Origin of the sequence: Acinetobacter sichuanensis, from assembly GCF_003024515.2 — a bacterium.
GTDB classification, from domain to species: Bacteria; Pseudomonadota; Gammaproteobacteria; order Pseudomonadales; family Moraxellaceae; genus Acinetobacter; species Acinetobacter sichuanensis.
In genome coordinates this window covers 14,430-36,862 of the sequence record NZ_PYIX02000010.1, presented here as the reverse complement: position 1 = coordinate 36,862, position 22,433 = coordinate 14,430, and the positions used below count along the sequence as shown (strand labels likewise).

General features: G+C 38.8%; 20 protein-coding genes. 5 read left to right on the top strand and 15 right to left on the bottom strand.

Going from position 1 to position 22,433, the window contains the following annotated elements; all coding sequences use genetic code 11:
- The first annotated feature begins 165 nt into the window (after positions 1-165).
- On the top strand, positions 166-1,128 hold the full coding sequence (gene sohB, locus C9E89_RS08285; RefSeq protein ID WP_107007777.1) for a protease SohB: 963 nt from the start codon (positions 166-168) through the stop codon (positions 1,126-1,128).
- Positions 1,129-1,193: 65 nt separating this feature from the next.
- Here sohB and C9E89_RS08280 read toward each other — a convergent pair whose 3' ends face one another.
- On the bottom strand, positions 1,194-1,838 hold the full coding sequence (locus C9E89_RS08280) for a DUF2238 domain-containing protein (RefSeq protein ID WP_107007776.1): 645 nt from the start codon (positions 1,836-1,838) through the stop codon (positions 1,194-1,196).
- Between the two features lie 182 nt (positions 1,839-2,020).
- Here C9E89_RS08280 and C9E89_RS08275 point away from each other — a divergent pair, with 182 nt between their 5' ends.
- A complete protein-coding gene (locus C9E89_RS08275) occupies positions 2,021-4,213 on the top strand; it encodes an Ig-like domain-containing protein (RefSeq protein ID WP_171405101.1) in 2,193 nt (730 codons plus the stop codon).
- A gap of 115 nt (positions 4,214-4,328) precedes the next feature.
- Entirely contained in the window at positions 4,329-4,571 is a 243-nt protein-coding gene (locus C9E89_RS08270; RefSeq protein ID WP_107007774.1) for a hypothetical protein, read from the top strand.
- A 69-nt stretch (positions 4,572-4,640) separates the two neighbouring features.
- Here C9E89_RS08270 and purB read toward each other — a convergent pair whose 3' ends face one another.
- Genes purB through C9E89_RS08250 form a run of 4 tightly spaced genes read right to left on the bottom strand, consistent with a single transcriptional unit; the run spans position 4,641 to position 8,480 of the window.
- Positions 4,641-6,029: an adenylosuccinate lyase gene (gene purB / locus C9E89_RS08265; protein WP_107007773.1), complete on the bottom strand. Its 1,389-nt coding sequence runs from the start codon at positions 6,027-6,029 to the stop codon at positions 4,641-4,643.
- A 60-nt stretch (positions 6,030-6,089) separates the two neighbouring features.
- Positions 6,090-6,821 (bottom strand): high frequency lysogenization protein HflD, encoded by a 732-nt coding sequence (gene hflD / locus C9E89_RS08260; RefSeq protein WP_107007772.1) that lies wholly within the window; start codon positions 6,819-6,821, stop codon positions 6,090-6,092.
- Positions 6,822-6,853: 32 nt separating this feature from the next.
- A complete protein-coding gene (mnmA, locus tag C9E89_RS08255; RefSeq protein ID WP_107007853.1) occupies positions 6,854-7,990 on the bottom strand; it encodes a tRNA 2-thiouridine(34) synthase MnmA in 1,137 nt (378 codons plus the stop codon).
- A gap of 4 nt (positions 7,991-7,994) precedes the next feature.
- Positions 7,995-8,480 (bottom strand): NUDIX hydrolase, encoded by a 486-nt coding sequence (locus tag C9E89_RS08250; protein ID WP_107007771.1) that lies wholly within the window; start codon positions 8,478-8,480, stop codon positions 7,995-7,997.
- A gap of 49 nt (positions 8,481-8,529) precedes the next feature.
- On the opposite strand from C9E89_RS08250, the gene C9E89_RS08245 reads away from it, so the two are divergent.
- Positions 8,530-9,144 (top strand): hypothetical protein, encoded by a 615-nt coding sequence (locus tag C9E89_RS08245; protein WP_147305714.1) that lies wholly within the window; start codon positions 8,530-8,532, stop codon positions 9,142-9,144.
- Between the two features lie 114 nt (positions 9,145-9,258).
- Here the strand turns inward: C9E89_RS08245 and tolA are convergent, their stop codons facing one another.
- The 10 genes from tolA to C9E89_RS08195 form a co-directional block, all read right to left on the bottom strand.
- On the bottom strand, positions 9,259-10,860 hold the full coding sequence (tolA, locus tag C9E89_RS08240) for a cell envelope integrity protein TolA (protein ID WP_107007769.1): 1,602 nt from the start codon (positions 10,858-10,860) through the stop codon (positions 9,259-9,261).
- 3 nt (positions 10,861-10,863) lie between these two features.
- A complete protein-coding gene (gene tolR / locus C9E89_RS08235) occupies positions 10,864-11,313 on the bottom strand; it encodes a protein TolR (protein ID WP_107007768.1) in 450 nt (149 codons plus the stop codon).
- Positions 11,313-12,014: a protein TolQ gene (gene tolQ / locus C9E89_RS08230; RefSeq protein ID WP_107007767.1), complete on the bottom strand. Its 702-nt coding sequence runs from the start codon at positions 12,012-12,014 to the stop codon at positions 11,313-11,315. The genes tolR and tolQ overlap by 1 nt, the downstream gene beginning before the upstream one ends.
- A gap of 26 nt (positions 12,015-12,040) precedes the next feature.
- Positions 12,041-12,448, bottom strand: coding sequence for a tol-pal system-associated acyl-CoA thioesterase (gene ybgC / locus C9E89_RS08225; protein WP_107007766.1), 408 nt, complete (start codon positions 12,446-12,448; stop codon positions 12,041-12,043).
- 237 nt (positions 12,449-12,685) lie between these two features.
- A complete protein-coding gene (locus tag C9E89_RS08220) occupies positions 12,686-13,456 on the bottom strand; it encodes a hypothetical protein (protein WP_116746690.1) in 771 nt (256 codons plus the stop codon).
- 535 nt (positions 13,457-13,991) lie between these two features.
- Positions 13,992-14,996, bottom strand: a complete 1,005-nt coding sequence (ruvB, locus tag C9E89_RS08215; RefSeq protein ID WP_107007764.1) for a Holliday junction branch migration DNA helicase RuvB — start codon at positions 14,994-14,996, stop codon at positions 13,992-13,994.
- 45 nt (positions 14,997-15,041) lie between these two features.
- Positions 15,042-15,644: a Holliday junction branch migration protein RuvA gene (gene ruvA / locus C9E89_RS08210; protein WP_107007763.1), complete on the bottom strand. Its 603-nt coding sequence runs from the start codon at positions 15,642-15,644 to the stop codon at positions 15,042-15,044.
- Positions 15,645-15,720: 76 nt separating this feature from the next.
- Positions 15,721-16,212 (bottom strand): hypothetical protein, encoded by a 492-nt coding sequence (locus C9E89_RS08205; protein WP_107007762.1) that lies wholly within the window; start codon positions 16,210-16,212, stop codon positions 15,721-15,723.
- A gap of 32 nt (positions 16,213-16,244) precedes the next feature.
- Positions 16,245-17,585: a deoxyguanosinetriphosphate triphosphohydrolase gene (locus tag C9E89_RS08200; protein WP_107007761.1), complete on the bottom strand. Its 1,341-nt coding sequence runs from the start codon at positions 17,583-17,585 to the stop codon at positions 16,245-16,247.
- Positions 17,586-17,689: 104 nt separating this feature from the next.
- A complete protein-coding gene (locus C9E89_RS08195; protein ID WP_107007760.1) occupies positions 17,690-18,136 on the bottom strand; it encodes an NADAR family protein in 447 nt (148 codons plus the stop codon).
- Positions 18,137-18,488: 352 nt separating this feature from the next.
- On the opposite strand from C9E89_RS08195, the gene purL reads away from it, so the two are divergent.
- Complete coding sequence (gene purL / locus C9E89_RS08190) at positions 18,489-22,325, top strand: phosphoribosylformylglycinamidine synthase (RefSeq protein ID WP_107007759.1); 3,837 nt, start codon at positions 18,489-18,491, stop codon at positions 22,323-22,325.
- Positions 22,326-22,433: the final 108 nt, after the last annotated feature.

Below are 22,433 nucleotides of genomic sequence, written 5' to 3'. Positions count from 1 at the left end.
ATCATATTCAATTGGATAGAAAACAAACATAGATCAGAAATATGGCTCATAAATGAGTTACTGAGGGTTATATTTTTAAAAATTTCAAAATAGTCATTGAATTTAGTCTAATTTGACCGCATCTTTATTAAAAAGCAACGATTGTCTCAAGAGATTAGAATTTATATGCTATTTCATTTACCTACATTACCTGCTGAAATTCGTGTGAGTCATTTAAATGCACGAATTAATGAACAACGAAAAAAAATTGCACAAACTACAGCATCAAAACTTGAATTACTGCAATTAACTCAACAGTTTGCAAAAGAAGCACGTGCGCGTAAAAAGAACAATCAGAAAATCTATGTATTAGATTTTAAAGGTGATGTACAAGCATCAGCAGTTGAAAATTTACGTGAAGAAATCACTTTAATTTTAGCGACTGCAAAATCAGGACGTGATCGTGTTGTAGTACGCCTAGAAAGTCCAGGTGGTATGGTGCATGGCTATGGTTTGGCAGCAGCACAATTGGTACGTTTACGTGATGCGGGTTTCCATTTAACCATTTGTGTTGATAAGGTTGCTGCCAGTGGTGGTTATATGATGGCATGTATTGCATCTGAAATCATTTCTGCACCTTTTGCTGTCGTTGGTTCAATTGGTGTGGTTGCACAAGTCCCTAATTTTAATCGTTTATTGAAAGAACATAATATTGATTTTGAGCTGTATACAGCAGGGCAATATAAACGTACTGTCACCATGTTTGGTGAAAATACCGAAGAAGGCAAAGCAAAGTTTGAAGAGGAATTGCAACAGACACATGCTTTGTTTAAACATTTTGTTGAAAAGTATCGTCCACAATTAAATGTAGAAAAAGTGGCTACAGGTGAACATTGGTATGGTGAAGATGCTTTAAGTTTGAATTTAGTTGATAAATTACAAACATCTGATGAATATCTTTTAGGTTTACTTCCGCAACATGATGTTTATGCTATTCAGACCCGCCGTAAGCCAACTTTAGGTGAAAAGTTGGGTTTACAAGCTGCACAAATGGCGGATAGTTTAATCCCTTCTGTCATGAATAAATTGGTCGATACTTTTGCAAAAGCCAATGCAAGTTTGGTGCAAATGCGTGACCCTAAACTTTAAGTTCTAGATTATTTTTGATCTCTTTGAATGCCAATTATAAAAGATTGGCATTTTTATTGTTTATGTTATTTAGCAGTTAACTGCGCTTGAGTAGATTTCCAATAGATCATTAAACCCGTAAATAATGCGCCTATTGTTGCTAGAAACATATCTTTATGTGCATCCCATACATCACCTTGTTGCCCATTATAGTTTTCAGCTTGTTCTGGCGATAAACCAATCGCTAACCACCATTCAATCCATTCATAAAATAAACTACTTGCCATAATAAATTGGAGGCTAATCAAAAATAGTGCTTTAGGGCTTAGATGAGGCAAAGCAACTTGAAATAAACGATAAAAGAATGGGTAGAGTAATATGCCATAACCAAAATGAACAAAACGGTCATACATATTGCGTTGCCAACCCATTGCTTGATTTAAGTCAAAATGAAATATTGATTTAATCCAATCATTATAAGGAACATAGGAATATAAATAATGTGCGGCTGAAACGTGAATGAGTAAAAAGACAATATAAAGTAAAAATGTTGGATAGCTGAGTCCTATTTTCTTCTGGCAGATCAAAAGCATGATTAACATGAGTACTGTGCCAATTTGATGTAATAGATAAGATTCAAACTCTAAGGGGTGAATACTGGCAATAATAATTGCAAGTAAGAGGATGGCTAAACTGATCCAATGTTGCGTTGTTAAATTTTTATAAATCATTGGCTTTTTTGTCTCTACATCTTATTGGCTGTTTTAATCAGAGTCTAAAGAAAAAAGTGAGTTAATTATATGTTTATAATGATTTTTAATTGTAATTAATTCAGTCGTTCTTGATTGTGCTTTGACGATACATTTGTTAGCTTAGCCTTTTATATAAAATGTTGATTTCAAAAGAGGGAATGATGACAGGCATTATCGTGTTAGATAAATCAACTTTGGTAACTTTGCAAAACTCAGAAAATAAACATATTGTTTTAAATCAGGCTTCTATTGTACGCTTGGGCTATAGCAAAGAGGACATCACCTCAGTTGAGTATGCAGGCAATAATGCGATCATTATTCTTAAAAATGGTGAAAAAATTATATTAGAAAATTTCTTTGTAGACGGTCAACATACACCGCATCAAGTGGTTTTAACAAATAGCAAAGGCATTTTTGAAGAGTTAGTGATCACGGTTGAAGGTTATCATATTAATTATGATCCAAAACGTGTGGTTGATGAGCTTGAACAAAGTCAAGCGGCAGTGCAACAACCTCAGGCTGCGACAGTAGAGGAAACTGAAAAAGTTGCATGGTATGAAAAAGAACTGGTTAAACCTGTTTTGATTTTATTGGGGCTTGAAGGGATTTATTTAGCTGCATTCCATGACAAAGACGATGATGATAGTAGCAGTACACCAGATTTAATTGCACCCGCAACACCAAGTGCAAGTTTAGATGCTGATGGAAAGGTATTAACTGGAAAATCAGAAGCTGGCGCAACCATTTATGTTAAAGACATTAATGGAAAATTGATTGGTGAAGCAACCGTCGATGCAGATGGAAATTTTAAGCTAAATTTAGATCGAGAAATTATTAATAATGAAAAAGTTCTGATTTATGCAAAAGACCCAGCAGGCAATGAGTCAAAATCGACTGTTATAACAGGGACAAAAGATACGATTGCACCTGATGCTGCAAATGCACAAATTAATGCTGAAGGCAGTATTATTTCAGGTAAGGCAGAAGCAGGCGCAAAAATCTATATTTATGATGTGAAAGGTAAAAACTTACTTGCAGGTCCTGTTACGGTTGCAGCAGATGGCACATTTTCAATTTCTTTAAAGCCAGCATTGGCTCAAGGAGATGAAGCAAAAGTTATTGTTGAAGATACAGCAGGCAATAAATCTGAATCAAGTTCAGTGATTGTGGGTAAAGATACTTTAGCACCTGAACAACCTACCGTTGAAGTCAGTCAATCAGGAGATCAAGTACAAGGTTATGCTGAAGCCAATAGTAAAGTCCAAATTAAAAATAGTGATGGTGTGGAAATTGGTTCAGGTGTAGCCGATGATCAGGGCTATTTTTCTATTCAAATTAAACCTGCTTTAGCGGAAAAAGACTCAGCAACGATAAATGTTACAGATGAAGCAGGTAACCAATCTGCCGATTTAGCGATAGAGGCTGGAATGGATACTATTGCGCCTGATGCAGTAAGCGCAGAGCTAAATAGCGATGGTACTGAAGTAACAGGTCAAGCAGGTGCTAACCAAAAAATCGAAATTTATAATAAAGACGGTACTTTAATTGGTGCTGGAAAAACGGACGAAAGTGGAAAATTTACAATCACTTTAGATGGTGGTTTGACTGATAAAGCAGTTGCGGATATTTATACCTATGATGAAGCAGGAAATCGTTCTGAAACAACAAAAGTTGTTGGAACTAAAGATACGATTGCGCCAAATAAAGTGGTTTTAAAAACAGTGACAGATGATGTCGGTACAGAAAATAAAGAAACGATTTCAAATAAAGGTCAAACAGATGATGCTCGTCCTGAGTTTGCAGGTACAGGTGAGTCTGGTGCAATCGTCACGATTTATGATAATGGCTTAGCCATTGCAACTGTAAAGGTAGATAATACAGGTAAATGGACATTTACCCCAGCCAAAGATTTGGCATTAGGTGAACATAGCTTTACATTTACACAAATGGATGCCGCAACCAATAGTAGTGCCATGAGTGATCCATTTCATTTTACTGTCATTGCGCCAGAGCAAGCAAAGGCTGAAGTCACAACAGCAGCATTTATGCTTGAAGATGATCATGCAATTTCAACATTATTAGACACATTGGTTGTAGAGGAAATGGCTCTGCCTATGTCGCAAACTAAAGTGGTTGATCAGTCAGAAGCTGGTTTAAATGCTTTATTGCAACAACAAGAAAATATGCTTTCGCAGCAATATGTAGACCACATTTTAAATGAATTTTCTGATGTTCCAAGTCAAGAACCTACATCCAATAATCAGCAACAAAGCACTCTTAGTGATTTTTCGATTGAATTGAAAAATACATCCATTGATGAGGAATTATTGCAGTCGATTGTTATATTTGGATAAAGTGAATAGGTCGAAAGTAGGAAATGCTACTACTTTTGACCTGCTTTATATCGTTTAAGTCGGATTTTTAATGTAAATCCGCTAAAATATACATTTAAATTTTTGGGTTTTGAGTATGGCGATCATCGAAGCATTTATTGCATCGCAAAATTGTTATTTTAATTATGATTTTGAAGCGCTTGATCAACTTGATAGGGATTTTCCTGAAGAGCTTTTAGTGTCTTTACGTGGCATGCTCTATCGACATGAAATCCAATATCCAGATGCGACTTATTTTATTTATTATAGTGATATTCTCACGGGCGATGAGTTGGAAAAAATGCAAGCAGATTGGATGCGTTATTGCCCATTACTATAATTTTTTGAATAAAATACGGTCTACAAAAAAAGCGAAGTCTAGACTTCGCTTTTTAGTTTTCTGAATCGATTAGATTTTAGAAATAAGATCTTTGATCTGTTTTGCTTGGTCAGCAGCGTTACCTGTATAAGTTGCAGGTGTCATTTCAGCCAAACGTGCGCGATCCGCAGCAGGAACAGCTTCAAGCTCATTACCATTGACAAAATCAACCATCATGTCACGTGTCATGGCTTGACCACGAGTAAGTGCTTTTAATTTTTCGTATGGTTTTTCAACGTTATAACGACGCATAACTGTTTGAATTGGCTCAGCTAAAACTTCTTGAGCATGGTCTAAATCTTCAAGAATACGTGCTGCATTTAACTCAAGTTTACCAATACCTTTTAAGCAAGCTTCAAAAGCGATCAAACTTTGTGCCAAACCAACACCCATGTTACGAAGAACAGTTGAGTCAGTTAAGTCACGCTGCCAGCGAGAGATAGGTAGTTTTTCACCAAGGTGAGCCAAGACAGCATTGGCAATACCTAAGTTACCTTCAGAGTTTTCAAAGTCAATAGGGTTAACTTTGTGTGGCATGGTTGATGAACCGACTTCGCCTTCTTTTAAACGTTGCTTGAAGAAACCTAAAGAGATATAACCCCAAACATCACGGTTAAAGTCGATTAACACAGTGTTGAAACGACGTAATGCATCAAACATTTCTGCGATATAATCATGCGGTTCGATTTGTGTTGTATATGGGTTGAATGTTAAACCTAATGATTCAACAAATGCTTGTGAATGCGCAGGCCAGTTGATTTCAGGATAAGCAGAGTAGTGCGCATTATAGTTACCTACAGCACCATTGATTTTACCTAATAATTCAACTTGTTTGAATTGTTTGATTTGGCGCGCTAAACGATACGCCACGTTTGCCATTTCTTTACCCAAAGTTGTTGGGCTTGCTGTTTGACCGTGTGTACGAGATAACATCGGTTGTTCAGCATGTGTTTCAGCCAAAGCAACGATAGAATCTACGATTTGTTGCATAGAATCTACAAGAACTTCACGACCATTTTTCAACATTAAAGCATGAGAAAGGTTGTTAATGTCTTCTGAAGTACATGCAAAGTGGATGAATTCACCTGCATTTTTAAGCTCTTCAATACCTGCAATTTTTTCTTTTAAGAAATATTCAACTGCTTTTACATCATGATTGGTTGTGCGTTCAATTTCTTTAATGCGGTTAGCATCTTGTTCAGAAAAGTCAGCAACAATCGCATCTAATGCAGCATTGGTTGCAGCAGAAAAAGCAGGAACTTCAGTGATTTCAGGGCGGTTTGCAAGCGCTTGTAACCAACGCACTTCAACGGTCACACGAGCATGGATTAAACCAAACTCAGAGAGGTAAGGACGAAGAGCATCACATTTGCTGGCATAGCGTCCATCTAATGGTGAAAGTGCAGTTAAAGCGTTCATAGAGATTCCTTAGACTTTGGAATTAAAACGAAAAGCGGAAAAGTTCGACATATTTTTCAGTTAAACAATCTGAAACTGAAGTCGAGCAAGGTCTTGAATATCTCGTAGCAATTTACGTTTGCTAAAAATCATGTTCCAAGAGCTACCCCCAAGTTGACGCCATAGATGTGCCATTTGCAAACCTGTAAAAAGACATGCACGAATACGATTAGTATGTGCAGGATCTTTAAAAGCTTCGGCATTACCACGGACTAAAATGCGCGGATTGATTTGCCCCGCAGTATCAACATAAGTTTGTGCTAAATTAGCCACAATACTTGGATGAGCATAGTCTTGATCAAAAAAGGAGAGTTGTTTTAAAATTTTTTGTTGAGCATTTTCAATGGTTTCAACAAACTTTGGATTGCTATATACTTTTTTTTCTAGTGCTAAAAGTGACATCGCATAAGACATAGGAAGTTTTGCACTAGAAAGTTTAGGAATTTTAGATTTAGGTGTGGGAGTAAAGGGTTGGGTAATGCTACTTTCTAATGTTTTTAATCCCAAAGAAATATCAGATAATTGATGAAAAAAATCTAAGGTCTGAGAGGATTGATTTTCAGAAGGACGGATATTTAGGCTGGCTTTAATGAGTTGTTCAAAATAAAAATTACCACTTTCACCAATACTTTGACGACCAGAAATTGCAGTCATATGCGTGAGTTGTGTTGCTTGAAACACAGCTGCTAACGCCAAAGCTTTATTTTGGCGTTGATTCAAAGTTTGAGGCTGTTGAAAGGGCAACTCAACCATGCCTAAATTCCTTTCAAATAAGTTAAAGAATTTTAATCAATAAAATCAGGTTTTGGTGCATTGGTATGATGAATGACACCACCACCTAAACAAATTTCATCTACATAGAACACGACGCTTTGACCAGGAGTAACTGCTCTTTGTGGTTCATCAAATTCGACACGTACACCATTTGGCATGCTAGCATCTTTATAAAGAGTACATGCTTGATCAGGCTGACGATAACGAGTTTTTGCGGTACATTTAAAACCTGTTTCAGGAATATCTTGTTCACCTGCAACCCAATCAATCATTTCTGACCATAAAGTTGTGCTTTGCATGAGTGGATGTTCATGACCTTGACCCACAACAAGACGGTTGCCTTCAATGTCTTTATATAAGACAAACCAAGCACCTTCTTCTGCGCCTTTGAGACCACCTAAACCAATCCCACCGCGCTGACCGAGCGTATAGTACATTAAGCCGTGATGTTCACCAACCACTTTTCCTGTATCTAAAACAATTTTTCCAGGTTGAGCAGGTAAATATTGTTTTAAGAAGTCATTAAAACGACGTTCACCAATAAAACAGATCCCTGTTGAGTCTTTCTTTTTGGCAGTGATTAAACCAAGTTCTTCGGCAATCCTACGCACCTCAGGTTTTTCAATTTCACCGACAGGGAATAAGGTTTTATTAATTTCACGTCCATGCACAGCATGAAGGAAATAAGTTTGGTCTTTATTGTTATCTACACCACGCAGAAGAGGCGCATATTCTTCACCACGTGAATTGGTCATCGTTTCACCACGACGACAATAATGTCCAGTTGCAATAAAGTCTGCACCTAAGTTCACAGCATGATCTAAAAATGCACGAAATTTAATTTCTTTATTACATAAGATATCTGGGTTTGGTGTGCGACCAGCAGCATATTCTGCAAGGAAATGTTCAAAGACACGATCCCAATATTCCATGGCAAAGTTAGCTGTATGCAGCTTGATGCCGATTTTGTCACAGACTGCTTGCGCATCAGCAAGATCTTCCATTGCTGTACAGTATTCTGTGCCATCATCTTCTTCCCAGTTTTTCATGAACAGCCCTTCAACCTGATATCCTTGTTGAAGAAGAAGTGCAGCAGAAACAGAAGAATCTACACCACCTGACATACCGACGATGACACGTTGTTGCATAGGACTAAGCATCCAAATTTGAAATTAAAGGAGAGTTTTGGTGCTCATAGATGAGCGAAAGCGGGTATTTTTGCCCAGAAAGTGCATCTTGTACAGCTTTAATCACCAATGGGCTACGCGCACGTGCTGTATCAAGGAGTTCTTCTAAGGTCATCCATTTTGGACCAATGATGCCTGTATCAAGCTCAGCTTCAGGAAAATATTCGAGTACATGAGCAAGAAAACAAAATCTGTAATAGGTACGATCTGGAAACATTGGAGGGGTATACGTGTAAATTCCTAATAATGAATCGACTTCGACAGCATGACCTGTTTCTTCCATCGTTTCACGAATTGCGGCTTGAATAATGGATTCATCACATTCAACATGCCCCGCAGGTTGGTTAAATACAGTATGTGTTACACCTTCTGTATGTTCTTCTACAAAAAGGAATTTTCCATCTTTTTCAACAACAGTTGCCACTGTTACATGAGGTGTCCAAGAGGTCATAACCGAAACCGTAGGAAATAAAGCACTATTCTACAAAATTTAGAGAGCGGTGGCTATGCACAATAGTAAGGATGAGATAAATTACGCCTTATTCATAATAAAAAATGAGATATTAATCATGTCACAGCATAGAGATTATGTATTTTTCACACAGGAAAAAAGACCAATTTCTGTGGCTTGGTTTAATTCTGAGGATGAGGAAGCTCCTAAAAATTTATCTTTTTCTTCACGTTCTGATATTTTTGGAATCATACTGCGAGATATTGTGGGTTCTTTTCCTGATTTAACAGCTTTACAATTTTTTAAAGAAAATAATGTGCAAGATCTAGATTTAAGTAATGACGTGTTAATGAGTCGCTTGGTGACATTTGATCGCCAACAACAAAAAGATGTTGTGAATCATATTAAGACATTATTTGATTATACAAAAACTCAACCTAAAATTTTTGAGGAATGGGCACATGAATTTTGGGATGATCCTCTAGATGAACAACTTGAAGAAATTGAAAAATTTGCACAACTTGAATGGAATTTAGAAGATCCGCCTTATAGTGATCATGATTCATTTCAAGACTTTATTTTGCTATTAAAGTCGATTCAATTTTTCTTTGAAACTGCATTAGAACATAATAAGTTTATAGGATATTTTGATTATATTGGCTAAGTTAAAAAGGATAGTTATTTAAAGAATAATAAAAAGTAGATGTTTTATTTTTTTTTAAATATATCTGATGTTTATAAAATTAAACCCTGCCGAAACAGGGTTTAATTTTTAGGATTATTTCACAGTAAAGCTTGCAGTAAAACTACGTGCTTCACGTCGTGCATCTGGATCTGATGGCATTGGAAATGGTGCAGCAGAACGTACAGCTTGTTCTACACTTGCTTTTACATCAGGATCAGAAGCATTTACAACAACAGATGCGACGCCACCAGTTTCCGTAAGCGTTACGCGAGCAGAAGCTTTTTGCCCTGAAGAGCCGCTTGGCATACGCCATGCACTACGAACTTTATTTTCAAAATCACGTTTTGCAGAAGATGCAATTTTCTTCGCTTCAGCTCGTTTAGTCGCGGCTTCTTCTTTGGCTTTTTGAGCAGCAGAGGCTTTGGCTTCAGCGGCTGCTTGTTCTTTTGCCTCAGCATCAGCTTTACGTTTTGCCTCAGCATCAGCTTTCGCCTTTTCATTCGCTTCTTGCTTCGCTTTTGCGGCAGCATCGGCTTTGGCTTGGCGCGCTTTTTCGTTTGCTTCTTGCTTCGCTTTTGCAGCAGCATCGGCTTTGGCTTGGCGCGCTTTTTCGTTTGCTTCTTGCTTCGCTTTTTCAGCAGCATCAGCTTTGGCTTGGCGCGCTTTTTCGTTCGCTTCTTGCTTCGCTTTTTCAGCAGCATCAGCTTTGGCTTGGCGCGCTTTTTCGTTCGCTTCTTGCTTCGCTTTTGCGGCAGCATCGGCTTTAGCTTGACGTGCTTTTTCGTTTGCTTCTTGCTTCGCTTTTACAGCAGCATCAGCTTTGGCTTGGCGCGCTTTTTCGTTTGCCTCTTGCTTCGCTTTTGCGGCAGCATCGGCTTTGGCTTGGCGCGTTTTTTCGTTAGCTTCTTGCTTCGCTTTTGCAGCAGCATCGGCTTTAGCCTGACGCACTTTTTCGTTTGCCTCTTGTCTAGCTTTTTCAGCAGCATCAGCTTTGGCTTGACGCGCTTTTTCGTTTGCCTCTTGTCTAGCTTTTTCAGCAGCATCGGCTTTAGCTTGACGTGCTTTTTCGTTCGCTTCTTGCTTCGCTTTTTCAGCAGCATCGGCTTTAGCTTGGCGCGCTTTTTCGTTCGCTTCTTGTCTAGCTTTTTCAGCAGCCTCAGCTTTGGCTTTAGCATTAGCTTCAGCCTTTGCTTTTTCAGCATCATTTTTAGCTTGACGAACTTTTTCAGCAGCTTCTTTTTGTGCTTTTTCAGCTTCTGCTGCTTTTAAACGTGCCATTTCAGCCGCTTTAGCTTGTGCCTTTGCTGCTTCGGCAGCCTTTTGCTCTGCTTCTGCAGCTTTTGCCTCAGCAGCAGCTTTTTGCAGATCTACTTTAGGAGCAGGAACTGGCAATGGAACAGGTACAGCAGTTACAGGAATATTTGGTGCATCCGCAACAGGTTCGGCTGTTTGTTGGATATTTTCAGCAGTTTGAGTATCGGCTGTTTCAGTTGAGTCTGTAACTTCTAAAGGCTCAGCTTCAGGAGGAATAATATCTTCAGGTTTAACTAAAACAGTTTTGAGTTGTTTTGGTGGTTCAAGTGGTTTACTCATCCCTAGAAAAAGTAAGCCAACAATCGCCACCACATGGACACCAAGGGTAAATCCAAGTGCAATCGCATTTTCTTTTGATTGTGGCTTATTGAAATCTTTCATAACTTACTTTAATGGCTCTGTGAGTAACCCAACTTGATTGAGTCCAGCTTCTTGTAATGCAGACATCAGGCTCATAACATCGCCATAAGGGCGAGATTTATCACCATTGACTAAAACACTAAATTTTTGTTGTTTCGTTTCTGAGTCAGTTTGTGCTTGGGTTAAAATTTCTTTTAATTGCTCCAAAGACAATGACTCATTTTTATGCGTATCATCTTTGAGTAAGTATTGCCCGTCTTTATCTAAAGTAACAATGGCTAACGTTTCTTTGGACTCAATAGGTGTACTGTTCGCTTGAGGTAAATCAACATCAATTCCTGTGGTGATCATGGGTGCAGTGACCATAAAAATCACCAAAAGAACTAACATCACATCAATATAAGGAACGACATTCATGTCGCTCTTTAAAGGTTTTTTAACGCGTTCAAAGCGTCCTGAACGTTGTATTGCCATTAGTCATTTTCCTGTGCTGAACCCACAGATTGACGTTGTAACAGCGCCACCATTTCTTCGGCAAAAAGTGCACGATCTGAATAAACTTCTTCGCCTTTTGCCGTGTAATGGTTAAATGCTAATACAGCAGGAATAGCCGCAAAAAGACCAATTGCAGTTGCGATTAAGGCTTCAGCAATACCAGGTGCAACCGTACCTAAGGTCACTTGGTCAACTTGCGCAAGACCAATAAAGGCATTCATGATACCCCAGACAGTACCAAATAAACCGACATAAGGTGCAACAGAACCAATACTTGCTAAGGCACTTAAGCCTTGTTCTAAGCGACTTTGATCACGGCTTAAACCAACACGTAAAATACGTTCAGTACCTTCGATCATTGGTGCTGTTTCAGCATGACGTTTTTTCAGTTTTAAAAACTCGCTTAAACCTTGATAAAAAATATCTTCTAAGCCTTCACGCTTAGAGTTAAGTTGAGCGTTATTGTATAAAGTATTTAACTCAGCACCAGACCAGAAGATTTTTTGAAAATGCTCATCTCCTTGACGGGCTTTTTTATAACCCATATGTAACTTGGCAATCAGATACCAGCTAAATAAAGAGGCGAGTACCAATACGAGCATCACCAGTTGTACGACAGGGCTTGCTTGTAAAATTAAATCAGAAACGTGAAGAGAAGATTCGAGTTGTTGAGTTGCCATAGTTACATGTGCCAATTAAATTTTTTTTATTCGTGAGCTAATTCACGTTGAATTAAATCACGGATTTCATCCGGAATTCGGCAAGGTTTCATCTCAGCATTTAAACATGCTAATTCAACCTCACCAGAAGCAAGTGTGATTTCACCACGATATATATTTTGTTGCAATACAAAAGACGTTGCTTTACACGAAACTACACGTGCTGTAACAGTAATTAAGTCATCCATCAGTATAGGACGCATATATTTCACATTTATTTTATGGACTACAAAGTTATAGTCTTTTTGATGCCAATAGTGGTCAATCCCTGATGCACGTAACCATTCTGTACGTGTACGCTCCATAAAGCGAATATGATTGGCATGGTAAACAATTCCGCCTGCATCTGTGTCTTCGATATATACACGGATTTGAAATTCAAACTTGTTCGCCATGATGTTGTTCCACTTTTACTAAAATTTTGAGCTTTAAAGTTGTTTCTATGGCTTATTTGGAGTGTAAATAGATTTCAAACTTTCACCCTGATCTAAGCTATAAAACGATTTGCAGTTTATCACAATGATTTTTAGGGTAATTGGCACAAGGCACCAAGTTCAGCTTCTTTCATACGGACAATTTATTCGTAAAAGGGGTGACAGTTAAGGCGATATCTTTTGAATAAAACATTCAGTTTACAAACTACCAGGCGCACCAAGCATTGAAGCTAATATAAAAATACCTCCTTGAATTGGACTCGTGACAATATCGAAAGCCACAGTCAGTGGAGTAAAAATTTTAAAAGCTTGGCGACTATAGTTACGCGATGTTGTAGTGACTTGATATTGAATATCAATTGGTTGTTTTAATTTATACTGTAATTGATTCAAATTTTGAACTTTCGAGGCGAGTGTGATTTGAGTGTGAATGGTACGGATACAAAAAGTTTGTTTTGGATAATCGGTTAGTTCGGTTTGGCATTTGAAACCTAAATCTTTGAGTGTTGATGTTTCTTTTGCCGTCAATAATTGTGTTTTCTTTATAAAATACAGACTGGTTATGTAAGGAACTGAACGATTATTTTTCAGTTTTTCATCAACTTTAAGTAAAATTGAATTGTGTTGATGAGTATTTATTTGTGTCATAGCATCATTATCTAAAGCAGGAGCTAGATACAAAGACTTTAAATCAATCTGACTGAAAATTTTTTGAAATAAATCAGCAGAATTATTTGAATCTATATTCGGTTGGACAAAAAAACTATAGGTTTGTCCTGCAAGTACTAAAGCATTTTCATAACCTTGGATGGGTTGGCTTGTATGTCCTATTGCAATAATTTGATCTTGTAGTGCAATTTTAGTTTTAGTCGTTATTTCTGTTTCTGAATTACCAAATAATGCATTAGTTGCACAAGCGGTGAGGAGTAGTGGGCTAAAGAGCATTAAATTTAACTTGATTATATTCATATTTTTTTACCACTTTTATTATTTATCATGGGTTTGTATAGCTGACTTTTATTGTGTATGCCAGCGCATAATTGTAATCATCTGAGCATTCCAAATTTTAAATTTAGTTTAAATATCTGACATATATTGGGCATATCGTTATTGTGATAATACATAGTATTTGTACTTAACAGAGAAATCGATCACTCAGTACGATATCTATTTGAGTTGTGTTTGAAAAATATACATAAATATATTTCAAGAAAGAATATAAATTGAGGATACTAATGAATTCAGTTATTCAAATTTTGAGCTGATACTTGCAAGAAATAGGCATTACCGCAGAAAAAATTACTGCAAATTTAGAAAATTTGAACCTTATACTACAATAACATATACAAGCTTTTACATTTGAAAATATAGCCCTATTTTTAGCTCAACCTTTTGATTTAGATCTTGAATCCATTGTAGATAAATTTTTGCTCCAAAGTAGAGAGTTATTGATTTTGATCAGCTTATGGTGAAATTGGAAATAAAATCACCATAAGCTAAAAAACTAACTCTTCGGTTCGGGTGGCGTCATTCCAAACTGCAAATAGGCTTGATTAGTAGCAATCCGTCCACGTGCTGTACGCATGGCATAACCTTGCTGAATCAAATAAGGTTCGATGACATCTTCCAAGGTTCCTGAATCTTCCGCCATTGCGGCAGCTAAAGCCTCCACCCCAGCAGGACCGCCATCAAAACGATCCAGCAACATACTCAGATAACGACGATCTAAGGTATCTAAACCATCTTTATCGACATTCAACATATCTAAAGCGCGTTGCGCCATTTCCTGAGTCACTTCGCCTGTGCCTTTGACTTGTGCGTAGTCACGGACACGACGTAGCAGACGGTTGGCAATACGTGGTGTACCACGTGCACGACGGGCAATTTCTTTTGCACCATCGGGCGTTGTAGGTACATCCATAAGAGATGCAGAACGAGAAACAATATGGGTCAGATCTTCAACCGAATAAAACTCAAGTCGTTGTACAATTCCAAAGCGATCACGCAAAGGCGAAGTCAGTAAACCTGCTCGTGTCGTTGCTGCAACGAGGGTAAATGGTGGCAAATCCAGTTTGATGGAACGTGCCGCAGGTCCTTCACCAATCATGATATCAAGTTGGTAATCCTCCATTGCAGGGTAGAGAATTTCCTCAATGACAGGGGATAGACGGTGAATTTCGTCAATAAAAAGCACATCGCCTTCTTCGAGATTAGTCAGCATGGCTGCCAAGTCACCTGCACGTTCAAGTACCGGACCTGAAGTGGATTTGAGATTGCCTCCCATTTCACGGGCAATAATATTGGCGAGTGTGGTTTTACCTAAACCCGGTGGTCCAAAAATTAAGGTGTGATCAAGGGCTTCGCCACGTCCACGTGCCGCACCAATAAAGATTTCCATTTGCTCACGCACCACAGGCTGACCAATATAGTCATCGAGTGAAGTTGGACGAATGGCACGATCAAAATGATCTTCGGGTTTTTCAGAACCACTGATTAAACGGTCTTGCATTGGATGATTAATCTAACTCTTTATCTTTAATGTATCAGGATTGACTTATTTATTCATTGACTTCAAAGCGGCACGGATAATATCGCTTGCTTCAGTAAAATCACCTTTGGCAGCATTGACTAACTTTTGTGCTTCCGCAGGTTTATAACCCAAAGATTGTAAAGCGGCTTCAGCTTCTGCAACAGCAGAGTTGCCTGTAAATTGAATTTGTGTGGTACTTGTACCGCTTGCCACAGCACCTGTAGAAAATGCTTTAAAACGATCACGTAGCTCGATCATTAAGCGTTCAGCAGTTTTTGCACCAACACCCGGAACTTTAACCAAGGTTTTAACATCGCCATTTTCAACGGTATGAATTAGCATTTCCACACTTAGGGTTGAAAGAATGCCTAAAGCCATTTTAGGACCAACGCCATTGACTTTTAATAAGGTACGGAAAATGATTTTCTCTTGTTGGTTTAAAAAGCCGTAGAGGAGTTGTGCATCTTCACGGACGGCTAAATGTGTCCATAGGGTGACTTTTTGACCTTTTTGCAGTTGGCAAAAAGTTGAAAGTGGCGTGTCGATTTCATAACCCACACCATTGACATTTAAAAGTACGGTAGGTGCTTCTAAAGCGAAGACTTCACCAATTAGACATCCGATCATTGAGTTTGTTCACTTATTTTGTTCATGGTTGAATAATAGAGATAAATTGAAAAGTTGGCAAAATGAACTGTTTAAATTAATAGCATAGCGCACCTTTAGTTGCAAAAGTAACAAGCCGATAACTTAAGCCATCCGAAGTGTCTTTATCAATACAGCTATGATCTCCTGTTAACTGATGTTCAAATAAATAGGTATATTCATTTTTGAGAATGATCCAATTATTTTTCAAATACAGATTTGTATAAAATGTTTTAAGACTCTCATCTGTCAACTGTGTTTTAGGGACTTTAATTTTTAGTACACGTCTATTATAAGTCCAATCAAAATTAAACGATTCAGGTTGAGTCAATTCCTCTGGGAAAATGAGCTGAGCTTCATCACTAAGTCGTTTAGCTGTTGGTGGAAGCTGTTTCAGTCTTTCTTCAAGTGTTAATGGGACATATGGTTTTGAGTATTTGACTTCAATGTTATTCAATAGATTAAAGACTAAAATTACTCCACCTATAAGTATGCTTAGTGCAATAAGTGGATAGAAATTTTCAATTAATTCCTTAAATATCTCTTTCATTCAATTACTCATGAATTTTACTATTTAAAATTTTAGAAAAACCCCACCTTATTACCTTGTAACTCTTGTGCCAAGTTATAAGCCTGATGGTCTGAAAACTTACTGACAATATCTAAGACTTGCATAATATTGTCATAATGATCATCACTCAAACGTGCTCCAAAGCGATCTAAAATCGACATTAAACGACCATCTTTAAAACTTAAAGTTTTATTCGGTGTTGTGAGTGGAATAAAGGCATCTAAGATATGTTGCAAACTTTGATGAGCAATAATTTCTAAACCTGACTTTTGCGGATGCTCAAAGATTTTTTCACGTGCCAAATTCTTTGCTTTTTCAATCCCAAGTTCAATATCTTCAGCGCAGTACTGTAATAACGAACCTTTTAGCTGTCCCGAAAGAATCTGAAAGTGTTGCTTAGCAAAAGCAGTCGTCACCTCATCAACCAAACGTTTCATGACACGACCACGCAAAGCTGCGATTTTTTGTTGCCAAGTGGTATAGGACATGCTTAATTCCGCAGGCACACCATAATCGCCCAATAAATTCAGGAAAATGGGTTCAACTTCTTCATAAGACAGCATATTTAAAATAATGCCATCTTCAAGGTCAATCAACGCGTAACAAATATCATCAGCCGCCTCTAACAAATACGTCAGCGGATGACGACACCATTGATATTCACCAAGTTGAATCAAACCAAGTTGGTCTGCAATCTGCTTCAAAATTTCTTTTTCTGCTTGGTAACAACCAAACTTGGCACGCTTACTTGCAGGGGTATTGCCTTGTGACTCGATGGTTTTAGACAACCAAGGGTACTTTAAGTAAGCCCCTAAGGTTGCGTAAGTGAGGCGCATGCCCCCATCATTAGGATGGTAATCAATTTTAGTGAGTAAACGTAAACCTTGTGCATTGCCTTCAAACTGACGCACATCAGCTTGTTGTTCAGGGCTTAAATCTTTTAAAAAGTCTGTATGTGAAGCATCGTCAAACCATTCACGAATCGCATATTCACCTGCATGTCCAAAGGGTGGATTGCCAATATCATGTGCCAAACACGCAGCTTGAATGATTGCACCAACATCGGCAGGGGAAATCCATACAGGCAGTTCATCTTGAATTTTTTCTGCGGCAAGCATGCCGAGCGAACGTCCAATGCAAGACACTTCAAGCGAATGGGTTAAACGTGTGTGAATGCCATCGTGCTGTGTCAGTGGATGAACTTGGGTTTTACGATTCAGTTGTCGAAAACTTTGCGAAAATATAATGCGGTCATAGTCTTTATGAAATGGGCTACGTGCTTGTTCTGTACTTTGTTTTTTACTACCAATTCGAACTGTGGAGAGCAGCTCTAACCAACGCATTTGAGTCATTTATCGTTATTCATTTCTGTGTTGCTTTCATCATGCCAAATTTATGCTGAATGTACTAGAGCAGGACGACATAGTTTGTCTTATACCCAAATTTAATTAGAAATTTAAGTATTGGATGTACTTAATTCTTCGCGAACTTGCATGAGTAAAATACCTAAAAAGTTTTTACCTTTTCCATCACCACCATCGCCCCAATAAGCGTCATTTTCTGTATGCTCAATCAACTTTGCCTCACCTGTAGAAATTAATAAGTTTTTTAAATCTTCATGTTGAGTAAATTTAGCAAGTAATGCTTTTTTCATGACATTATTTTTTACGGATTCCCAATCTTTACGCAATTTTTGTTTACGATCACGTCCTAAACGAGCAGCAATCATGGGTGATTTCTCAGTACGAATTTTTTCCTGATACTGTTTATCTGCAAACTTTTGTGCTTGAAAATAATGTTCGGTGGTGTGCCATATTTTTCCATCAAGTTTGATCGGAAAATGGGCAAAGTTGGAAAACTCGCCAAATTCATCTTGTGTGCTATAAAACTTAATTTCGGTCATAGTCATTTCAATTTTTGTTGTGATTTAATAGGTGTTATAGTGACACTATATGGGTTGGAATGCAAATTAAAAGGAATAAAGTAACTAGATGACAACGTTTTATTAAAGAAGTGCCTTAGGGAAAATAAACGTAATAAACTGAAAAATGGGCTTATCGTTCTATATTAATCAATTGTTACTAATCATGTTTGAGCCGTAAAGTCAAAGTAAATTGAGCATTTAAAACAAAGAATTCTTAACTTTTTAACTCTGATATGACTAGCTGAAAACTCGCTTTCACAGTAGAATATGCGCTCTCTCAAGTCACATTGCGGTAGGATCTGTCCGACCTGCCCGTGGAGCCAAAAACAGCATGTTTATCATTGCCGGTGCACCCGCACATTCTTCTTTTAAGCAAACACAACTCTTAAACCGTCTATCGTCTATCAGTTCTGTTCAATCAATAGAAAGCCAATGGGTCTATCTGTTTGACCAAGCGCTCAGCGAGCAACAACAGCAATCTGCGTTACAGCTTTTAAACGATGGCGCATCGTTTGAAGTACGTCAGGCTGCAAGTGATGAAGTCCAGATTTTAGTGACACCACGCTTAGGTACAATTTCGCCATGGTCGTCAAAGGCAACTGATATTTTTGCCAACTGTAATACACCTGTACACCGCCTTGAACGCGGTGTTTTGTTTACTTTAAAGGGTATTTCAGACGTTTCAGATGCAGTAAAACAAGTTTTACATGACCGTATGACGGAAAGTGTTTTCAACCAAATTGAAGATGCTGCTGCATTATTTTCAGAAACTGAACCTAAGCCACTGAACTCAATTGATATCTTGGGTCAGGGTAAAGAAGCTTTAGTAAAAGCCAACTCTGAGTTCGGTTTTGCACTTTCTGACGAAGAAATTGATTATTTAGTTGCGGCATTTAATAAATTGGGTCGTAACCCGCACGATATCGAATTGATGATGTTTGCTCAGGCGAACTCTGAACATTGTCGTCATAAAATCTTTGGTTCTGAATGGACAATTGATGGTGAAGTACAACCATTGTCATTGTTCCAAATGATTAAAAATACCTATAAAGAGTCACCTACAGACGTATTGTCAGCGTATAAAGACAATGCTTCTGTGATCGTAGGCTTTGATACTCAACGTTTCTATCCGAAAAAAGACGAAGAAACCGGTCATCACGTTTATAAATACAAGAGCCAGGCTGCCCACATCTTAATGAAAGTGGAAACGCATAACCATCCAACAGCGATTGCACCATTTGCAGGTGCTGCGACAGGTTCAGGCGGTGAAATCCGTGATGAAGGCGCAACAGGTCGTGGTGGTAAGCCAAAAGCAGGTTTAACAGGTTTTACCGTTTCAAACTTGAACATTCCGGGCTTTGAACAGCCTTGGGAAGATAACTACGGCAAACCATCTCGTATGGCTTCACCTTTACAGATCATGATTGATGGTCCTTTGGGTGGCGCAGCATTTAACAACGAATTTGGTCGTCCTGCGTTAAATGGTTATTTCCGTACTTTTGAACAAAATGTCAATGGTGATGTGAAAGGCTTCCACAAGCCAATTATGATCGCAGGTGGTTACGGTAACATCCGTCCTGACCATGTGGAAAAAGATGCGATTCAACCAGGCGATTTACTGATCGTTCTCGGTGGTCCTGCAATGCTGATCGGTTTAGGCGGTGGTGCAGCATCTTCTGTGGACAGCGGTAAACTCGGTGAAAACCTTGATTTTGCTTCGGTACAACGTGAAAACCCTGAAATGGAACGTCGTTGTCAGGAAGTCATTGATACATGTTGGAGAATGGAAGACTTCAACCCAATCGTATCTGTACATGACGTCGGTGCGGGCGGTATTTCCAATGCAATGCCTGAACTGGTCAATGATCACGAGTTAGGTGCAATCCTTGACCTGCGTAAGATTCCATCGCTTGAAAAAGGCATGTCACCAATGGAGATCTGGTCAAATGAAGCGCAAGAACGTTATGTACTTGCGATCAAACCTGAATCTTTAGAATTATTTGAGTCGATCTGTGCCCGTGAACGTTGCCCATTTGCTGTATTGGGTGAAGCGACTGAAGCACGTCAGTTGACTGTAAATGATCCATTGTTTGAAAATAAAGCTGTGGATATGCCAATGCAAGTGATGCTTGGCGGTACACCGCGTATGAGTCGTACTTTTGAGACAATTGAACGTAAAGGTGATGATTTCACTGCTGCAAAAGTGGTGGATTTAAAAGATGCGATTTTCCGTGTTCTGAAAAACCCAACTGTTGCATCTAAATCATTCCTGATTACCATTGGTGACCGTTCAATCACAGGGATGGTTGCACGTGATCAGTTTGTAGGTCGCTGGCAGGTTCCTGTTGCTGATGCAGCAGTAACAACCACAAGTTTACAAGGCTACACAGGCGAAGCAATGGCAATGGGTGAACGTCCACCTGTGGCATTGTTGAATCCTGCGGCTTCTGCACGTTTATCAGTTGCAGAATCTATTTCAAATATCATGTGTGCCAATATTGAGCAGATCAGCGACATTAAATTGTCTGCGAACTGGATGGCAGCAGCAGGTCAGCAAGGCGAAGATCAGGCATTATTTGAAGGTGTAAAAGCCATTGGTATGGAAATGTGTCCTGCTCTCGGTATTGCAATTCCTGTCGGCAAAGACTCATTGTCAATGCGTACCACGTGGAATGACGAAGGTGAAAATAAATCAGTGACTTCACCAATGTCTGGCGTGATCACTGCATTCGCTCCTGTTTTAGACGTACGTAAAACACTGACGCCTGAACTGAAAAATGAAGATTCAGTGTTAGTTCGCATTGACTTGTCTAAAGGTCAATTCCGTTTAGGTGGTTCGATCCTTGCACAAGTGTATAAAGCGATTGGTTCGATCACTCCTGATGTCGACAGCTTTGACGATTTCAAAGCATTCTTTGCATTGGTTCAGGACTGGAACAATCGTGGCTTGATTAAAGCGTACCATGACATTGGTGATGGTGGTTTAGTCGCAACTGTTGCAGAAATGATGTTTGCTGCACGTTTAGGTGTTGCACTTGAAGATCAATCAACTGAAAGCTTATTTGCAGAAGAAATTGGTGCAGTATTGCAAATTTCTAAAGCAGATTGGGCAACATTAGCAGACGAAGTTGCAGCATCTGTATTAAAAGATGCGATTACTGTGGTCGGTACGGTTAACGATACAGACACCTTAACCGTAAATGGTTTGAGCTTAAGCCGTGCTGAATTACAACAAGCATGGACTGAAGTTTCACATCAAATCCAGCGTTTACGTGACAACGTAGAAACGGCTGATCAAGAATATAGCTTGATTGCCAATACAGAACATAAAGGTCTGATCGCATTACCGACCTTCGATTTGAATGAGCCAGTAGAAGCACCATACATCAATGAACGCCGTCCAAACATGATGATTTTGCGTGAACAAGGCGTAAACGGTCATGTGGAAATGGCAGCTGCATTTGACAAAGTTGGCTTCAACACGGTTGACGTTCACATGAGTGATTTACTTTCAGGTCGTATTGATTTAGACGACTTTGAAGGTTTAGTGGCGTGTGGCGGTTTCTCTTACGGTGACGTATTGGGTGCAGGCGGTGGCTGGGCAAAATCAGTGCTGTTCAACCCTAAACTACGTGATCAGTTTGAGAAATTCTTTAACCGTGACAATACCTTCTCTGTCGGTATTTGTAATGGTTGTCAGATGCTTGCACAGCTTGCACCACTGATTCCGGGTGCAGACAATTGGCCGCGTTTCCGCCGCAATACCTCTGAAATGTTTGAAGCACGTGTTGTGAATGTAAAAGTTGAAAAATCTCCATCGATTCTTTTAGAAGGCATGGAAGGTTCAATTTTACCAATCGCTGTGGCGCATGGTGAAGGTCGTGCGGAAACGACTGCTGAAAACTTTGCATCATTGAATGCAGGTAATCAAGTGATTTTGCGTTATGTCGACAGCTTGGGTAATACAACTCAACACTATCCATTGAACCCGAATGGTTCGCCTGAAGCGATTTCTGGTGTGACGTCGAAAGATGGTCGTGCAACGATCATGATGCCGCACCCTGAGCGTAACTTCCGTGCGATTCAGCATTCTTGGAAACCTGAAGAATGGACTGAAGATGGTGCATGGTTACGTATGTTCCGTAATGCACGTAAATTTATTGGTTGATATTTTTAAATATCAATTGATTTGAAAAGCCCCGTTAGGGGCTTTTTCTTTGCGTATGTGTTTAAAATTGAGTGAAAAATAATCTTTAGTTACATTTCAAAACTTGGT